The 16,294-nt window shown below is 60.1% G+C and carries 17 protein-coding genes; 11 read left to right on the forward strand and 6 right to left on the reverse strand.

Annotation, left to right across the window (positions count from 1 at the left end):
- Positions 1–42: 42 nt before the first annotated feature.
- Together NI40_RS00080 and NI40_RS00085 are read left to right on the forward strand one after the other, a co-directional pair.
- Positions 43–390, forward strand: a complete 348-nt coding sequence (locus NI40_RS00080; protein WP_039260367.1) for a YidH family protein — start codon at positions 43–45, stop codon at positions 388–390.
- Complete coding sequence (locus NI40_RS00085) at positions 380–727, forward strand: DUF202 domain-containing protein (RefSeq protein WP_039260368.1); 348 nt, start codon at positions 380–382, stop codon at positions 725–727. The genes NI40_RS00080 and NI40_RS00085 overlap by 11 nt, the downstream gene beginning before the upstream one ends.
- A gap of 34 nt (positions 728–761) precedes the next feature.
- Here the strand turns inward: NI40_RS00085 and dsdA are convergent, their stop codons facing one another.
- Both dsdA and dsdX read right to left on the reverse strand, forming a co-directional pair.
- Positions 762–2,048 carry a D-serine ammonia-lyase gene (gene dsdA, locus NI40_RS00090; RefSeq protein ID WP_039260369.1) on the reverse strand — a complete coding sequence of 429 codons (1,287 nt, stop codon included), beginning with the start codon at positions 2,046–2,048 and terminating at the stop codon, positions 762–764.
- 17 nt (positions 2,049–2,065) lie between these two features.
- A complete protein-coding gene (gene dsdX, locus NI40_RS00095) occupies positions 2,066–3,403 on the reverse strand; it encodes a D-serine transporter DsdX (protein ID WP_039260370.1) in 1,338 nt (445 codons plus the stop codon).
- Between the two features lie 204 nt (positions 3,404–3,607).
- On the opposite strand from dsdX, the gene dsdC reads away from it, so the two are divergent.
- Complete coding sequence (gene dsdC, locus NI40_RS00100; RefSeq protein ID WP_024907380.1) at positions 3,608–4,534, forward strand: DNA-binding transcriptional regulator DsdC; 927 nt, start codon at positions 3,608–3,610, stop codon at positions 4,532–4,534.
- 84 nt (positions 4,535–4,618) lie between these two features.
- On the forward strand, positions 4,619–5,707 hold the full coding sequence (locus NI40_RS22285; RefSeq protein ID WP_033144341.1) for a cellulase family glycosylhydrolase: 1,089 nt from the start codon (positions 4,619–4,621) through the stop codon (positions 5,705–5,707).
- Here NI40_RS22285 and emrD read toward each other — a convergent pair.
- The 4 genes from emrD to tisB all read right to left on the reverse strand — a co-directional run bounded on the left by emrD (position 5,610) and on the right by tisB (position 8,466).
- Entirely contained in the window at positions 5,610–6,794 is a 1,185-nt protein-coding gene (emrD, locus tag NI40_RS00115; protein WP_033146466.1) for a multidrug efflux MFS transporter EmrD, read from the reverse strand. The two genes, NI40_RS22285 and emrD, sit on opposite strands and share 98 nt — an antisense overlap.
- Before the next feature lie 175 nt (positions 6,795–6,969).
- Complete coding sequence (locus tag NI40_RS00120; protein ID WP_039260371.1) at positions 6,970–7,803, reverse strand: EamA family transporter; 834 nt, start codon at positions 7,801–7,803, stop codon at positions 6,970–6,972.
- 62 nt (positions 7,804–7,865) lie between these two features.
- Positions 7,866–8,312, reverse strand: coding sequence for a GNAT family N-acetyltransferase (locus NI40_RS00125; RefSeq protein WP_033144339.1), 447 nt, complete (start codon positions 8,310–8,312; stop codon positions 7,866–7,868).
- Between the two features lie 64 nt (positions 8,313–8,376).
- Positions 8,377–8,466 (reverse strand): type I toxin-antitoxin system toxin TisB, encoded by a 90-nt coding sequence (gene tisB / locus NI40_RS00130; RefSeq protein WP_023309830.1) that lies wholly within the window; start codon positions 8,464–8,466, stop codon positions 8,377–8,379.
- Between the two features lie 520 nt (positions 8,467–8,986).
- Here tisB and ivbL point away from each other — a divergent pair.
- The 7 genes from ivbL to uhpT all read left to right on the forward strand — a co-directional run bounded on the left by ivbL (position 8,987) and on the right by uhpT (position 16,209).
- Complete coding sequence (gene ivbL / locus NI40_RS23720) at positions 8,987–9,085, forward strand: ilvB operon leader peptide IvbL (RefSeq protein ID WP_057979964.1); 99 nt, start codon at positions 8,987–8,989, stop codon at positions 9,083–9,085.
- A 106-nt stretch (positions 9,086–9,191) separates the two neighbouring features.
- Entirely contained in the window at positions 9,192–10,880 is a 1,689-nt protein-coding gene (gene ilvB, locus NI40_RS00135; protein WP_039260372.1) for an acetolactate synthase large subunit, read from the forward strand.
- A gap of 3 nt (positions 10,881–10,883) precedes the next feature.
- Positions 10,884–11,171, forward strand: a complete 288-nt coding sequence (ilvN, locus tag NI40_RS00140) for an acetolactate synthase small subunit (RefSeq protein WP_033144334.1) — start codon at positions 10,884–10,886, stop codon at positions 11,169–11,171.
- Between the two features lie 98 nt (positions 11,172–11,269).
- Complete coding sequence (uhpA, locus tag NI40_RS00145) at positions 11,270–11,863, forward strand: transcriptional regulator UhpA (protein WP_032626676.1); 594 nt, start codon at positions 11,270–11,272, stop codon at positions 11,861–11,863.
- Entirely contained in the window at positions 11,860–13,365 is a 1,506-nt protein-coding gene (gene uhpB / locus NI40_RS00150) for a signal transduction histidine-protein kinase/phosphatase UhpB (protein WP_039260373.1), read from the forward strand. The genes uhpA and uhpB overlap by 4 nt, the downstream gene beginning before the upstream one ends.
- Positions 13,358–14,677, forward strand: coding sequence for an MFS transporter (locus NI40_RS00155; RefSeq protein WP_033144332.1), 1,320 nt, complete (start codon positions 13,358–13,360; stop codon positions 14,675–14,677). The genes uhpB and NI40_RS00155 overlap by 8 nt, the downstream gene beginning before the upstream one ends.
- 140 nt (positions 14,678–14,817) lie before the next feature.
- On the forward strand, positions 14,818–16,209 hold the full coding sequence (uhpT, locus tag NI40_RS00160; protein ID WP_023333957.1) for a hexose-6-phosphate:phosphate antiporter: 1,392 nt from the start codon (positions 14,818–14,820) through the stop codon (positions 16,207–16,209).
- Positions 16,210–16,294 lie beyond the last annotated feature (85 nt).

A 16,294-nucleotide genomic window follows, 5' to 3' on the forward strand; every position in this document is an offset into this window, starting at 1 on the left:
ACGCTATGCTGAAGCCTGCCTGGAGCACGACAAGGAACCTTCATGAAAATTTCCCGCCTCGGCGAAGCGCCGGACTACCGCTTTTCTCTGGCCAATGAACGCACTTTTTTAGCGTGGATCCGCACCGCGCTGGGCTTTCTTGCCGCAGGGGTCGGTCTCGATCAGCTCGCGCCCGATTTCGCCACGCCGCTGATCCGTGAAGTGCTGGCGCTGCTGCTGTGCCTGTGTGCGGGCGTGCTGGCGATTTACGGCTACCTGCGCTGGCTGCGCAATGAGAAGGCGATGCGCCTGAAGCAGGATCTGCCCTATACGCGCGGGCTGCTGATCGTCAGCACGATTCTGCTGACGGTGGCGGGCGTGGTGATGGTGCTGGTGTTCTATGGCGGATAGCCGCAAAGCGCGGCGCGAGGCGGACCCCGGCCTGCAGCCGGAGCGGACGTCGCTGGCCTGGCTTCGCACGCTGCTGGGGTATGGCGCGCTGATTGCCCTGGCGATTAAGCACAACTGGCACCGCACGGGGGTGCCATTCTGGATTTCTATTGTTGTGCTGGCGCTGGTGGCCATCATTTTATGGCGCTATACCCGCAGGCGTAACCTGATGGACGTGGCGCAGAACGATTTTGTACAGCCGAAAGCGGTGCGGGATAAGTTCCTGATCGCGCTCGCTGTTCTCTCGCTGTCGCTGCTGTTTGCGGTAACCCATATTCAGCAAATTTTGAGCCTGTAAGCCCGGTGGCGGCTACGCCTTACCGGGCCTACGATTAACGGCCTTTTGCTAAATACTTCGCCATCTCGTCTTCCGGCACCATTCCGCCGCCGGTCGCCCACACCAGGTGGGTAACGTTGGTATGCGAATGAACGCGCACCGGCCCGGCCATGCCCGCCAGCGCCGACGGCTCCAGGCGGAGCCCTTCCTCCTGCGCGAGCCAGCCGAGCATGTCATACATGCTCTGGTCGGAAAGGGTGTAGAACCCGTCGAGCAGGCGCTCCATCGCGCGGCCCACGAAGCCGGAGGCGCGTCCTACCGCCAGCCCGTCCGCCGCCGTCACGTTATCAATGCCCAGATCCTGCACCGCGATCTCATCGTGCAGGCCGGTGTAGACGCCAAGCAGCATGCACGGGGAGTGCGTTGGCTCCGCGAAGAAGCAGTGGACGTTATCGCCAAAGGCCAGCTTCAGGCCAAATGCTACGCCGCCGGGGCCGCCGCCGACGCCGCACGGCAGGTAAACGTACAGAGGATGGTCCGCATCCACCACGCGGCCCTGTTCGGCAAATTGCGCCTTCAGCCGCTCGCCTGCAACGGCGTAGCCCAGGAAAAGGGTGCGGGAGTTTTCATCGTCAATGAAGAAACAGTTCGGATCGCTTTCCGCCGCTTTTCGTCCCTGCTCCACCGCCACGCCGTAATCCTGCTCATATTCCACGACGATGACGCCGTGGCTGCGCAGTTTGGCTTTCTTCCACTCGCGGGCGTCGGCGGACATATGCACCGTCACCTTAAAGCCGATGCGTGCGCTCATAATGCCGATGGACATCCCGAGGTTGCCGGTTGAGCCTACCGCAATGCTGTACTGGCTGAAGAAGTCCTTAAAGCGCGGCTCCAGCAGAATGCTGTAGTCGTCGTCGATGCTCAGCAACCCGGCTTCCAGCGCCAGTTTTTCCGCATGGGTCAGCACCTCATAGATGCCGCCGCGCGCTTTAATCGAGCCGGAAATCGGCAGATGGCTGTCTTTTTTCAGCAGCAGCGTGCCGGGAATAGGCTTACCAGATTCTCTCTCCAGCCGCTTTTGCATCGCCGGGATCGCGACCAGCTCGGATTCGATAATCCCGCCCGTTACCGCCGTTTCCGGGAAGGCTTTCGCCAGATACGGCGCGAAGCGGTTGAGGCGCGCGTGCGCGTCGTCCACGTCGGCTTTGGTCAGCCCGACATAGGGCAACCCTTCTGCAAGCGTCGTGGTGCGCGGGTTAAGCCAGGTAGTTTCTTTCAGGGCAATCAGATCCTCAACCAGAGGAAACTGTGCGGTTAAAGTAGTGATAGTTGCGTTTTCCATAATACGTCTCTTCGCGCTCAGATAATGAAGGAAAGCAGGAATGTGCCGCCAAGTGCAAGCACCGAGGCGATAAACGTCGCCGTCGTATAGTATTTGAAGGTCTCCTTCAGGGTCGCGCCGCAGTATTGCTTCACCAGCCAGAAAAGGGAATCGGTCACGATCGTGCAGCCAATGGCGCCGGAACCGATGGCAATGGTGATGATCTCCGGGCTCACGTTCGGATAGAGCGGCAGCATCGGCGCGACGATCGCCGTCGCGCCCATCATCGCCACCGTCGCGGAGCCGACGGCGGCATGCAGAACCAGCGCCACCAGCCAGGCGAGCAGGATAGGGTGCATGTGCAGGTTCGAGAGAATATGCGCCAGCGAGTCTGCCAGCCCGCTGGTTTTCAGGATGGCGTTAAACGCGCCGCCCGCGCCGATAATCAGCAAAATGTTGGCGATAGAGCCGAAGCCGTGCTCGGTGTGCGTCAGCATCGTGCCCATGCCCATATGCTGGCGTATCCCCAGCAGGTAGTAGGCGACAAACACGGCGATAAACATCGCGGTGATCGGGTTGCCGATAAACTCCAGCAGCGTATACAGCGTGCCTTCTTTTGCCATATTCAGCTCGGCAATGGTTTTCACCAGCATCAGGGCAATCGGCAGCAGCACCGTGAACAGCGTGGCGCCCAGCGACGGCAGGGTGTGCTCTTCCCGTACCTTCAGGTCTGAAAATTCCGCCGGAACCGGTTTAAAGGGCAGACGGTTGCCGAGCAGTTTCAGGAACAGCGGGCCGCCGACCAGCGAGGCCATCAGGCCTACCATCAAACCGTAGACAATGACCGTTCCGACGTCCGCGCCTAATTTATTAGTCACAAACAGCGCGGCCGGATGCGGCGGCACCACGCAGTGCACCGCCATCAGCGCGGTACAGAGCGGAATGGCCAGCTTGAGCAGCGACGTGTTGGTCTTTTTGGCGATGGAAAACGCCAGCGGGATCAGCAATACCACGCCCACTTCCACGAACAGCGTGATCCCGCAGATAAGGCCCACCAGCACCATAATCACGTCTGCGGATAGCCAGCGGCAGCGCTGCAACGCGATCCCGATGCGCTCTGCCGCGCCGGAGACTTCCATCATCTTGCCGAGAATGGTGCCCAGACCAATCACCGCCGCCAGGAAGCCCAGCGTACCGCCAATTCCGCTCTCGATGGCGTTCACCATATCCAGCGGGCTCATCCCCATCATCGCGCCGACGAAAAAGCTCGCCAGCAGCAGCGCGAGGAACGGGTGAAACTTCAGCTTAACGATGGTTAAAACAATCAACACAATGCTGACCAGCAGCGTTGCCACAACCCAGACCTGAGATCCCATATCTCACCTCACCCTTATGTCATCTGTGGGTATTGGACGAAAAAACGGCGTGGGCTGACAAACGATATAAATTGGCGTTCAGATGAGCCAGATTGGATCAACTGAGTGACTGCGGTCTAAAAAGCGCACTTAATTCGTATTAGGTTCACATAAATTCACCCTTGAGCGGTATGCTGAGCGCAGAAAACTCGCGTGAGAATTGTGATGACCGATGCGAATGAAGCCAGAAACCGGCTGTTAAACGGCTGGCAGCTGTCGAAAATGTACACCTTTGAAGTGGCCGCCCGGCATGAGTCTTTCGCCCTGGCGGCGGAGGAACTGTCGCTCAGCCCAAGCGCGGTGAGCCACCGCATCAACCTGTTGGAAGAGGAGCTGGGCATTCAGCTGTTCGTCCGCTCGCACCGTAAAGTTGAGCTGACGCAGGAGGGAAAGCGCGTTTACTGGACGCTTAAGTCGTCCCTCGACACCCTGAATCAGGAGATCCTGGACATCAAAAACCAGGCACTGTCCGGCACGCTGACGGTCTACTCCCGGCCGTCGATCGCTCAGTGCTGGCTGGTGCCCATGCTGGGGGACTTTACCCGCCGCTATCCGTCGATTTCACTCACCATCCTGACCGGCAATGATTACGTTAATATGCAGCGAACGGGCATCGATCTGGCGCTCTATTTCGACGATACGCCGCCAAACCACCTCTCTCATCACTTCCTGATGGACGAGGAGATTTTGCCCGTCTGCTCGCCGCAGTATGCCCGCGAGCATGAGCTGCTGAAAAACCCCGATAACCTCAGCCACTGCACGCTGCTGCACGACCGTCAGGCCTGGAGCAACGATTCCGGTACGGATGAGTGGCTGAGCTGGGCGCAACACTTTGCGGTGAATATGCCGCCATCGTCGGGTATTGGTTTCGATCGTTCCGATTTAGCGATTATTGCGGCCATCAACCACGTCGGCGTCGCGATGGGCAGAAAGCGGCTGGTGCAGAAACGGCTCGAACGGGGCGAGCTTATCGCCCCGTTTGGTGAAAAGACCCTGAAATGCCATCAGCACTACTATATCTCGACGCTCTCTGGCCGACAGTGGCCGAAAATAGACGCCTTTATCGGCTGGCTGAGAGAACTGGCAGGTTGAAGAATTATTACGCTTTCGCTCTACACGAAATGTGAAAAAGCGTGCTAAATACAGGTAATGCTTTCGATTTATCCAGGGTAAACCGTGTTAAAGCCTTTTATTGCCTGTGCATTACTGATCTCTTCCGGCTGGGCGATTGCCGCTGAGCCGCCGCTGACGGCTGCCCGTTATGCGCAGCAGCTGGGCGTCGGGATGGATGTGGACTGGGCGCGCACCGAGCGCGGCATACGCGAATTCGACCCGCTGGTGGTACGCGATTTTCGTGCAAAAGGCATTACCCACGTGCGCATTCGCGTCGCTGATGAGCCGACGGAAGCGCGCCTAATCCACCTGCGGAAGTTGGTGGAAGCCTGCGAACAGTATGGCGTGATCCCGATTATCGCCTATCAGGCTGATGAGTATAAAAACGACCCGAAAGCCGATAACGAGAAAGAGACGATCAACTGGTGGATTGCCGTGGCGCACTATTTCGGTCAGAGCTATCCGCTGCTGGGTTTTGATCTCATTTATGAGCCGGCCGACAAGCTTAACCACAACCTCGCGTCGCTAAACCGCGTGTATGAAAAAACCATTAAAGCGATCCACGACATGGACCCGCAGCGCATGATCTTTATTGCGCCACGCCTGCGCGCCGCGCCGGAGGATTTATCCAGCCTGAAGCTGCCTGCGCACAGCCAAAACTACCTGCTGGCGGAGTGGCATATTTTCCCGTGGGGGCCGCTGAAAAATAGCGGTAAATACCCGTGGACGTCCGGCACGGCGGCTGAGAAAGCGGCTATACATAATCGCATCAATACCGCGCTACGCTGGCAGCAAAAAACCGGGCACGTGAGCTGGGTCGGGGGCTGGGGCGTGGGAGAGTCAAACCATCTCACGCCAACCGCTTCGCAAATGGCGTTCTCCACCTTTATGGCCTGCGAGCTGCAAAAGGCGAAAATCCCGTATGCGCTGAACGCGGATTTCCAGTTTTACGACGGGGAAGAGGGGGCCTGGCGGCCCGCGCCGGAGCCGTTACTGCAGGCGATGATTGCGCCCGTCTGTGAAAAGCCCGGCGAGAAGCCGGGCCATCATGCGGTTAAACCGGCTGCTCGTGATGCGGAACACGCGACGCCAGCGGCAGCCAGCACAGTAAAATCAGCAGCCCCATCAGCGTCATCAGCAGGCCCAAACTAGCCTGCCCGGTCTGCGGCATCATCGCCGAGAGCCAGGCCAGCGCGCCGGAGCCGATATTCTGCAAACCGCCTACCAGCGCGCCAGCCGTGCCTGCGAGAAACGGGAACGGCTCCATCGCGCCGCTGGTCGCCAGCGGGAACAGCATCCCCGCGCCGAAGAAGAACAGCGCTGCCGGGATGAGCAGCGTCCAGACCGTCATCACGCCAAACAGCCCCGGTATCCACATCATCAGACCCGCCAGCAGACAGCTGATCACCGACTGCCACATCAGGGTGGAGAAGCGTTTATTTGGGCGTCCGGCAAACCACGCGCCGAAGAACGCCGCCGGGATCGGCAGAATAAACAGAATACTCACTACCATGCTGCTCAGGCCCAGACCCGCGCCCAGCAGCACGCCGGAACAGGCTTCAAACACCGCAATGCCCGCCAGGCCGCCGATCAGCATCAGCAGGTAGCAGGTAAACGACCCGTTGCCGAACAGCGTTTTATAGCTGGTGATAAGCTTCGTGCGCGGGGCGTCCTGCGGGCGCGTTTCCGGCATCCAGCGCGCCATGCTGAAGGTGACAATGACGCACAGCACCAGCAGGAAGGCGTAGCAGGCGCGCCAGGACCACATCGTGTCCAGCAGGCCGCCAATCAGCGGGGCGAGAAGCGGGCTGACCAGAATACCCATATTCAACAAGCTGTTGGCATGACGGAGCTGGGTGCCCTGATACATATCGCGCGGTAAGGTTCGCGCCATCACCCCACCGACGCCGGTTCCGACGCCCTGCAGGGCGCTGGCGGCAATCAGTACGGTCAGGCTGTGCGTGGTAATGGCAATCACCGTCGCCACCATGAAAATGCTCATGCCCACCAGGATCACCGGGCGACGCCCGATTCGGTCAGACAGCGGGCCGTAAAAGAGCTGCGAAACGCCATAGGTCAGCAGGTAGGCTGCCATCACGCTCTGCACCGCGCCCTCGCGGACGTTCAATTCCTTTGCCATGTCGGCAATCGCCGGAATGTAGATGGTTTGCGCCATCTGACCGACGGCCACCAGTAACACCAGCATCAACAATAAGTTAACGTTCCTTTGTTTTTTCATGTCGCTGAATACTTTTGCCAAAAGAGAAAAATGAAGAATAAGTGACTGCGCATTCCCATAAATGCGCGAGGAATCTACCACAGAGAGATGACAATTTAAGCATTGTCGTGGTGAATGAAAAAACCGGGAAAGGCAGGATTTGTAAACAAGGACGGCAACTAATGTTGCCAGTGATTTACGCCAGGCGCAGCAGAATGGCGCCGCCAGCAATACCCAGCGCCGCCGCGATGCGCAGGCCCGCAACCTTCTCTTTTAAAAGGACAAACGCGATCAGCGCCCCGAAAAGAATCGAGGTTTCACGCAGCGCCGCGACCACCGCCAGCGGTGCCTGCGTCATGGCCCAAAGCGCCAGACCGTAAGAGCCCATGGTGCCCACCCCGCCGAGTAACCCCTTTTTCCAGTGCAGGCGCAGGTAGCCGGACGCCTCGCGCCGACGCGCCACCATCGCCCAGCTCAGCAGGCAGAAGCCATTCATAAAGAAGGTCCACAGCGTGTAGCCCAGCGCGGTGTCCGACAGCCGCACGCCGGTGCCGTCCACTAGCGTATACCCGGCAATGAAGCAGGCGTTCAGCAGCGCCAGCCAGATCCCTTTGCGTGACTGCATGCGGCCATGCATCGCCATCGCCAGAATCGAAAGGCAAATTACTCCGATGCCGGACCAGGCGAGCCAGGAGAGACGATCGCCGAGCGCCAGCACGCCGATCAGCGCCACCAGCAGCGGGGCGGTGCCGCGCATCAGGGGATAGGTCTGGCTCATATCGGAGACCTGATAGGTCTTCGCTACCAGCACGGTGTACACCACCTGTAAGGCGCAGGAGACGATCAAAAACGGCCAGCTTGCAGCAGATGGCTGTGGGGAAAACGGCAGTAAGACCAGAGCGATAACCGTGGCGGATCCGCTGACGCTTATCGCGGAATAGAGCTTGTCCGTTCCGGCCTTAACGATGGCGTTCCAGCTGGCATGCAGCAGCGCGGCGAAGAGCAAAATGCAGAAAACGGTGGTGGTCATGGCGTATCGGGTGATGAATTGTCACTCAACTGTAACATTCACACCCTGATGCTGCCAGCCGGTTACACGGCACAAAAAAGGCGGTGCGTCACCCGCGGTTCGTCCGAGACCAGCGTAAAACCCGCCCGATTATAAAACCCGTAGGCACTGTCCGGCGCGTGGGTATTCAGAAAATCAAACCAGATGCTGGCATCGGCCATCACCACGGTTAAAAGCTGTTTGCCAATGCCCAGCCCGCGGCACTTCTCGCTGACGTAGAGATGGCGAATACGTCCGGCGCGCGGCTGCTGGCTGAACGGATCGCGGTTGAGGCCGCATACGCCGACCAGCTTGCCGTTAAGAAACGCGCCCAGCAGCTTTTCTCCCGGCGCGTTAAAGCGGTTCTCGCCGCGCTGCCAGTTCTCTTCCAGCCTGCGCAGCATGTTGAAATTCAGTGCGATACTTTCAGCCTTCAGGGCGATATACCCCGGTTCATCCGGTGTGACAGGCTCAATTAACAGACGCGACATAGCATTCCCTCGTTATTAAAGAGGGGCGGTTTCCCGCCCCTCTCAGGTGCGACTTGAACCTGAATTACCGAAGGAATTTCAGGACAGCATCAAGCAGTTGCAGTACTGCAACAATGAGTTTGAGGATAAGTATCACCATATCCACTACGCTCATACGCGTCTCCTTTTGGTTAAAAGGAGCACGATGCTGGCGTACCTTTCCGCCGCCTGTTGCCAGCACCTGGATTGACGTAACACAGTGTGCTCACTTCAGGGGTTAAGGCACTGACGGCACCACCCGTTTCAGCCAGGGCTTCGTTGCGCCGGTAAAACTGCGGCCCCCTCGCTCACTGCGAACACCCTCAGTATAGATAAATACTGTATGCATGAACAGTATTTTTTGGACAAAATCAGGAAGGCGATCCATACTCAAAAGCGTCAAAATCCGTGCCGGAATTGCGCGTTCGTCTTCGATCGCGTATACTTTTTGCGTTGACGTAACACAGTGTGTTCTGCGGCGACCAACCGCAAACCCTGATAAAAACCTCGCTCCGGCGGGGTTTTTTGTTTTCATCCCTCAACAAACGAAACGTGATCCCTGGCGCATTTTTGCGCAGATGAAAATATTTCCATTGTCACGCCCGAAAACCTGTGTTTGTATAAATTCCATCAATGATTCCAAACACAGGTCCCCAATGACTTCATCCATCTTCACTTCGACCCTACTAAAAACTGCGCAACCAGCCGCAGTGGTCGTCGTGCGTGTGGTGGTGGTCGTCGGCAATGCGCCGTAGGGACTGGATCAACACACGAATCCAAAACCCCGCCGGCGCAAACCGGGCGGGGTTTTTCGTTTAGGACCCTCCCCGGAACGTCGGCCCAGAAGAAAAGGACTGGAGCATGGCAAGTTCGGGCACAACATCCACCACGACGCGTTTTACTGGCGCGCAGCTGATCGTTCATCTGCTGGAACGGCAGGGCATCACCACGGTTGCGGGTATCCCTGGCGGCACGGTACTGCCGCTGTACGATGCGTTAAGCCAAAGCACGCAGATCCGCCACGTGCTGGCGCGCCACGAGCAGGGGGCAGGCTTTATTGCTCAGGGCATGGCGCGTACGCAGGGCAAACCGGCGGTCTGTATGGCCTGCAGCGGCCCTGGCGCAACCAACCTGGTGACCGCCATCGCCGACGCGCGCCTCGACTCCATTCCGCTGATCTGCATTACCGGCCAGGTACCGTCCTCAATGATCGGCACCGATGCGTTCCAGGAAGTGGACACCTACGGCATCTCTATCCCCATCACCAAACATAACTATTTAGTTCGCGATATCAGCGAGCTTCCTCAGGTTATCAGCGATGCGTTCCGCATTGCGCAGTCTGGCCGCCCGGGCCCGGTGTGGATAGACATTCCTAAGGATGTCCAGACCGCTGAGATCGAGATCGACGTCCTGCCTGAGCCGGGCGAGCGTGCCCCCGCGCCGGAATTCAGCGCTGAGAGCGTGCGCGATGCCGCCGCCATGATTAACGCCGCCAAACGCCCGGTGCTCTATCTGGGCGGCGGAGCGATTAACGCTGCGGATGAAATCCGCCAGTTTGCAGAGAAAGCCAACCTGCCGACCACCATGACCCTGATGGCGCTGGGCATGCTGCCTAAAGCGCACCCACTCTCTCTCGGCATGCTGGGCATGCACGGCGCACGCAGCACCAACTACATCCTGCAAGAGGCTGATTTGCTGATTGTTATGGGCGCGCGTTTTGATGACCGGGCGATCGGCAAAACCGAGCAGTTCTGCCCGAACGCCAAAATCATTCACGTGGATATCGACCGCGCCGAGCTGGGTAAAATCAAGCAGCCGCACGTGGCGATTCAGGGCGACGTGGCCGAGGTTCTGGCGCAGCTGATCCCGCAGACGGACGCAGCCGACCGCGCCGACTGGCGCCAGCTGGTGGCCGATCTGCAGCGCGAGTTCCCGGGCGCCATCCCAACCGAAGGCGACCCGCTGAGCCACTACGGTCTTATCAACGCCGTGGCCGCCTGCGTGGACGACAGCGCAATTATCACCACCGACGTCGGCCAGCATCAGATGTGGACCGCCCAGGCCTACCCGCTGAACCGTCCGCGCCAGTGGCTGACCTCCGGCGGTCTGGGAACCATGGGCTTTGGTCTGCCCGCAGCTGTGGGTGCGGCGCTCGCCAACCCGGACCGCAAGGTCATCTGCTTCTCCGGCGACGGTAGCCTGATGATGAATATTCAGGAAATGGCCACCGCGGCCGAAAACCAGTTAGACGTGAAAATCATCCTGATGAACAACGAGGCGCTGGGGCTGGTGCACCAGCAGCAGAGCCTGTTCTACAAGCAGGGCGTGTTTGCCGCGACCTATCCGGGGATGATTAACTTCATGCAGATTGCCGCCGGCTTTGGCCTGCACACCTGCGATCTGAACGCCGAAGAGGATGCCCACGCGGCGCTGCAGGACGCGATTTCTCGCCCCGGCCCGGCGCTGATCCACGTGCGTATCGACCCTGAACAAAAAGTGTATCCGATGGTGCCGCCGGGAGCGGCAAATACTGAGATGGTGGGAGAATAAGCCATGCAGAAACAACATGATAACGTCATTCTGGAACTCACCGTCCGCAACCACCCTGGCGTCATGACCCACGTCTGCGGGCTCTTTGCCCGCCGGGCGTTTAACGTGGAAGGCATTCTCTGTCTGCCGATTCAGGGCAGCGAGCACAGCCGCATCTGGCTGCTGGTCAACGACGACCAGCGTCTGGAGCAGATGATGGCGCAGATCGACAAGCTGGAAGACGTCACCAGAGTGGCGCGCAACCAGTCCGATCCCACCATGTTTAACAAAATTGCGGTGTTTTTCGAATAAATCGCTTAAGGTAAGCGCCCTGGTCGGCCTGCAGGCGTCGCGCTTGCAGGCCGGATAAGCGCAGCGCCATCCGGCGTTTTCAGACCGCAGGAACACACATGACCACCATCGCTCTCATCGACGACCACCTTATCGTCCGCTCCGGCTTTGCCCAGCTTTTAAACCTCGAACCGGATTTTCAGGTCGTGGCCGAGTTTGGCTCCGGTCGCGAGGCGCTGGCGGGCCTGCCGGGGCGCGGGGTGCAGGTCTGTATCTGCGACATCTCGATGCCGGATCTCTCCGGGCTGGAGCTGCTAAGCCAGCTGCCGAAAGGGATGGCGACGATCATGCTGTCGGTCCACGACAGCCCGGCGCTGGTCGAGCAGGCCCTCAACGCGGGCGCGCGCGGCTTTCTCTCCAAGCGCTGTAGCCCCGACGAACTGATCGCCGCCGTGCGAACCGTCTCCACCGGCGGCTGCTATTTAACGCCGGATATCGCCATCAAGCTGGCGGCCGGACGTCAGGATCCGCTCACCCGACGCGAGCGCCAGGTGGCTGAGAAGCTCGCGCAGGGGATGTCGGTGAAAGAGATTGCCGCCGAGCTGGAGCTGTCCCCGAAAACCGTGCACGTCCACCGCGCCAACCTGATGGAAAAACTCAACGTCAGCAACGACGTCGAGCTGGCGCGCCGCATGTTTGACAGCTGGCAATGAGTTCCGCTTTTTCACGGCTGATCGCCGTTGTCGCCAGCTTTTTTATCTTCTCCGCCGCCTGGTTTTGCCTGTGGAGCATCAGCCTGCACCTGGTGGAACGCCCGGAGCTGGCGGTGCTGCTGTTTCCCTTCGGCCTGCGTCTGGGGTTAATGCTCCAGTGTCCGCGCGCCTACTGGCCCGTTTTGCTCGGTGCTGAATGGCTGATGCTGGTCTGGCTGGCGCAGGAGGTTGCCCTCGCGCACCTGCCCTTATTGATGACCGGAAGCCTGCTCACGCTTCTCCCGGTTGCCCTCATTTCCCGCTACCGCCACCAGCGCGACTGGCGCACGCTGCTGCGGCAGGGGGCGGCGCTGATGGCCGCCGCGCTGCTGCAGTCGCTTCCGTGGATCGGCGAGAAGGAGATGCTCAACGCCCTGCTGCTGACCCTCACCGGCGGCCTGACGCTCGCGCCAACCTGTCTGGTGATCTGGCACTACCTCACCAGCACCGTCTGGCAGCCTCTCGGCCCGGCGCTGGTTTCCCAGCCGGTGAACTGGCGCGCCCGGCACCTCATCTGGTATCTGCTGCTGTTTGTGGTGAGCCTGTGGCTCCAGCTTGGCCTGCCCGCCGAGCTTTCTCGCTTCACGCCGTTTTGTCTGGCGCTGCCGATTATCGCCCTGGCCTGGCACTACGGCTGGCAGGGGGCGCTGATCGCCACGCTGATGAACGCCATCGCGCTGATCGCCAGCCAGACCTGGCACGATCACCCTGTGGATTTACTGCTTTCCCTGCTGGCACAGAGCCTGACCGGGCTGCTGCTCGGCGCGGGCATTCAGCGCCTGCGCGAGCTGAACCAGTCCCTGCAAACCGAGCTGGCGCGCAACCGCCGTCTGGCGGAGCGTCTGCTGGAAACCGAAGAGAGCGTGCGGCAGGAGGTCGCCCGCGAGCTGCACGACGATATCGGCCAGACCATCACCGCCATCCGCACCCAGGCGGGCATTGTCCAGCGCCTGGCGGCAGAAAACGCAGGCGTGAAGCAGGGCGGGGCGCATATCGAACAGCTTTCGCTGGGCGTCTATGATTCCGTTCGTCGCCTGTTAGGACGGCTGCGCCCGCGCCAGCTTGACGACCTTACGCTGGAGCAGGCGGTGCGTTCCCTGATGCGCGAGATGGAGCTGGAAAGCCGCGGAATAGTCAGCCATCTCGACTGGCGCATTAACGAATCTACGCTCAGCGAAGGCCAGCGCGTGACGCTGTTCCGCGTCTGTCAGGAGGGGCTGAACAACATCGTCAAGCACGCCAGCGCCAGCGCGGTCACGATCCAGGGCTGGCAGCAGGACGACAGCCTGAAGCTGATAATTGAAGACGACGGCTGCGGCCTGCCGCCGGGTTCCGGCCAGCAGGGCTTTGGCCTGGCGGGCATGCGCGAGCGCGTGAAGGCGCTGGGCGGCACGCTGAACCTCTCCTGCACCCACGGGACGCGCGTCAGCGTCAGCCTGCCGCTACGGAGTTACCATGTTTAAAACCCCTGCCAGCGCCGCGCCGATTGGCGATAAAGCGGAAATCGACGCCCGCTACCGCTACTGGCGTCGCCATATCCTGATGACCATCTGGCTCGGCTACGCGCTGTTCTACTTCACCCGCAAAAGCTTCAACGCCGCCGCGCCTGAAATCCTCGCCAGCGGCGTGATGACGCGCACCGATATCGGCCTGCTGGCGACGCTGTTTTACATCACCTACGGCCTGTCGAAGTTCTTCTCCGGCATCGTCAGCGACCGCTCCAATGCGCGCTATTTCATGGGCGTTGGGCTGATCGCCACCGGGGTGGTGAATATCCTGTTTGGCTTTTCGACGTCGCTTTGGGCCTTTGCCCTGCTGTGGGCGCTGAACGCCTTTTTCCAGGGCTGGGGCGCGCCGGTCTGCGCCCGCCTGCTCACCGCCTGGTATTCGCGCAACGAGCGCGGCGGCTGGTGGGCAATCTGGAACACCGCGCATAACGTCGGCGGGGCGCTGATTCCGATGGTGGTGGGGGCGGCGGCGCTGCACTACGGCTGGCGCGCGGGGATGATGATTGCCGGTGGCCTGGCGATAATTGCCGGGCTGTTTCTCTGCTGGCGCCTGCGCGACCGGCCGCAAACCGTCGGCCTGCCTGCGGTGGGCGACTGGCGGCACGACGAAATGGAGATTGCCCAGCAGCAGGAGGGCGCGGGGCTGACCCGCAGGGAGATCCTCACCAAGTACGTGCTGAAAAACCCTTACATCTGGCTGCTGTCGCTCTGCTACGTGCTGGTCTACGTGGTGCGCGCGGCGATCAACGACTGGGGCAACCTGTACATGTCCGAGACGCTCGGCGTGGATCTGGTGACCGCCAACTCGGCGGTGACGATGTTCGAGCTGGGCGGGTTTATCGGCGCGCTGGTGGCGGGCTGGGGATCGGACAAGCTGTTCAACGGCAATCGTGGACCGATGAACCTGATTTTCGCCGCCGGGATTTTGCTCTCCGTCGGCTCGCTGTGGCTGATGCCGTTCGCCAGCTACGTGATGCAGGCGGCGTGCTTCTTCACCACCGGCTTCTTCGTGTTTGGCCCGCAGATGCTGATCGGCATGGCGGCGGCAGAGTGTTCGCACAAAGAGGCGGCAGGCGCGGCGACGGGCTTTGTCGGGCTGTTTGCCTACCTCGGCGCATCGCTCTCCGGCTGGCCGCTGGCGCGGGTGATCGACGTCTGGCACTGGAGCGGATTCTTTGCGGTGATCGCCATCGCGGCGGGGATTTCCGCGCTGCTGCTGCTGCCCTTCCTGCACGCGCAGGCGCCGCGCGAGGTGAGCGAAGCGTGATGCGTCTCACCTTTTCACCCCGAATGGCGCAAAACCAGGAAATTTTCCCGGTTTTACCTGGACGCTGTCTCAGGCATCTCTCCCGGCTGATTTTTACAATGCCTGCCATTCGCAGGTAAAAATCAGCTCAGGAGCAAACCATGCTGGCCTTCCTCAACCAGGTGCGCAAGCCGACCCTGGATCTGCCGCTCGACGTGCGGCGCAAGATGTGGTTCAAACCGTTCATGCAGTCCTATCTGGTGGTCTTCATCGGCTACCTGACCATGTACCTGATCCGCAAAAACTTTAACATCGCGCAGAACGACATGATCTCAACCTACGGGCTGAGCATGACGCAGCTGGGGATGATTGGCCTGGGCTTCTCCATCACCTACGGCGTGGGTAAAACCGTCGTTTCCTACTATGCGGACGGCAAAAACACCAAGCAGTTCCTGCCGTTTATGCTGATCCTCTCCGCCATCTGTATGCTCGGCTTCAGCGCCAGCATGGGCGCGGGCTCCGTCAGCCTGTTCATGATGATCGCCTTCTACGCCCTGAGCGGCTTCTTCCAGAGTACCGGCGGGTCGTGCAGCTATTCCACCATCACCAAATGGACCCCGCGCCGCAAGCGTGGTTCGTACCTCGGCATGTGGAACATCTCCCACAACCTCGGCGGGGCGGGGGCGGCTGGCGTAGCGCTGTTTGGCGCAAACTACCTGTTCGACGGCCACGTGATCGGCATGTTTATCTTCCCGTCGATTATCGCCCTGATTGTCGGCTTTATCGGCCTGCGCTACGGCAGCGACTCCCCGGAATCTTACGGCCTCGGCAAAGCCGAAGAGCTGTTCGGCGAGGAGATCAGCGAAGAGGACAAAGAGACCGAAGAAAACGAGATGTCCAAATGGCAGATCTTTGTTGAGTACGTGCTGAAAAACAAAGTGATCTGGCTGCTGTGCTTCTCAAACATCTTCCTGTACGTGGTGCGTATTGGCATCGACCAGTGGTCGACCGTGTATGCCTTCCAGGAGCTGAAGCTCTCTAAAGAAGTGGCGATTCAGGGCTTTACCCTGTTCGAAGTGGGCGCCCTGGTCGGCACCCTGCTGTGGGGCTGGCTCTCGGATCTCGCCAACGGCCGTCGCGCGCTGGTGGCCTGCGTTGCGCTGGCGTTGATTATCGCCACGCTCGGCGTCTACCAGCACGCCAGTAACCAGTACGTTTACCTGGCGTCTCTGTTCGCGCTCGGCTTCCTGGTGTTTGGTCCACAGCTGCTGATCGGCGTGGCGGCAGTCGGCTTCGTACCGAAAAAAGCGATCGGCGCCGCCGATGGGATTAAAGGCACCTTCGCCTACCTGATCGGCGACAGCTTCGCCAAGCTGGGTCTGGGGATGATCGCCGACGGCACGCCAATTTTCGGCCTCACCGGCTGGGCGGGCACCTTCGCGGCGCTGGATGCGGCGGCCATCGGCTGTATCGTCCTGATGGCGATGGTAGCGGTGCTGGAAGAACGTAAAATTCGCCGTGAGAATCGTGCGCAGAAATTAAAAACAGCCTGAGTGTGCAGGTAACTTCTTTGCCCGGTGTGTGATGCCGGGCTTTTTTATGCCTGTCGCTGTCGACGCCCTGCGTTTCCCGCTATGA

This window comes from Enterobacter sp. E20, from assembly GCF_000801755.2.
Taxonomy (GTDB): domain Bacteria; phylum Pseudomonadota; class Gammaproteobacteria; order Enterobacterales; family Enterobacteriaceae; genus Enterobacter; species Enterobacter asburiae_B.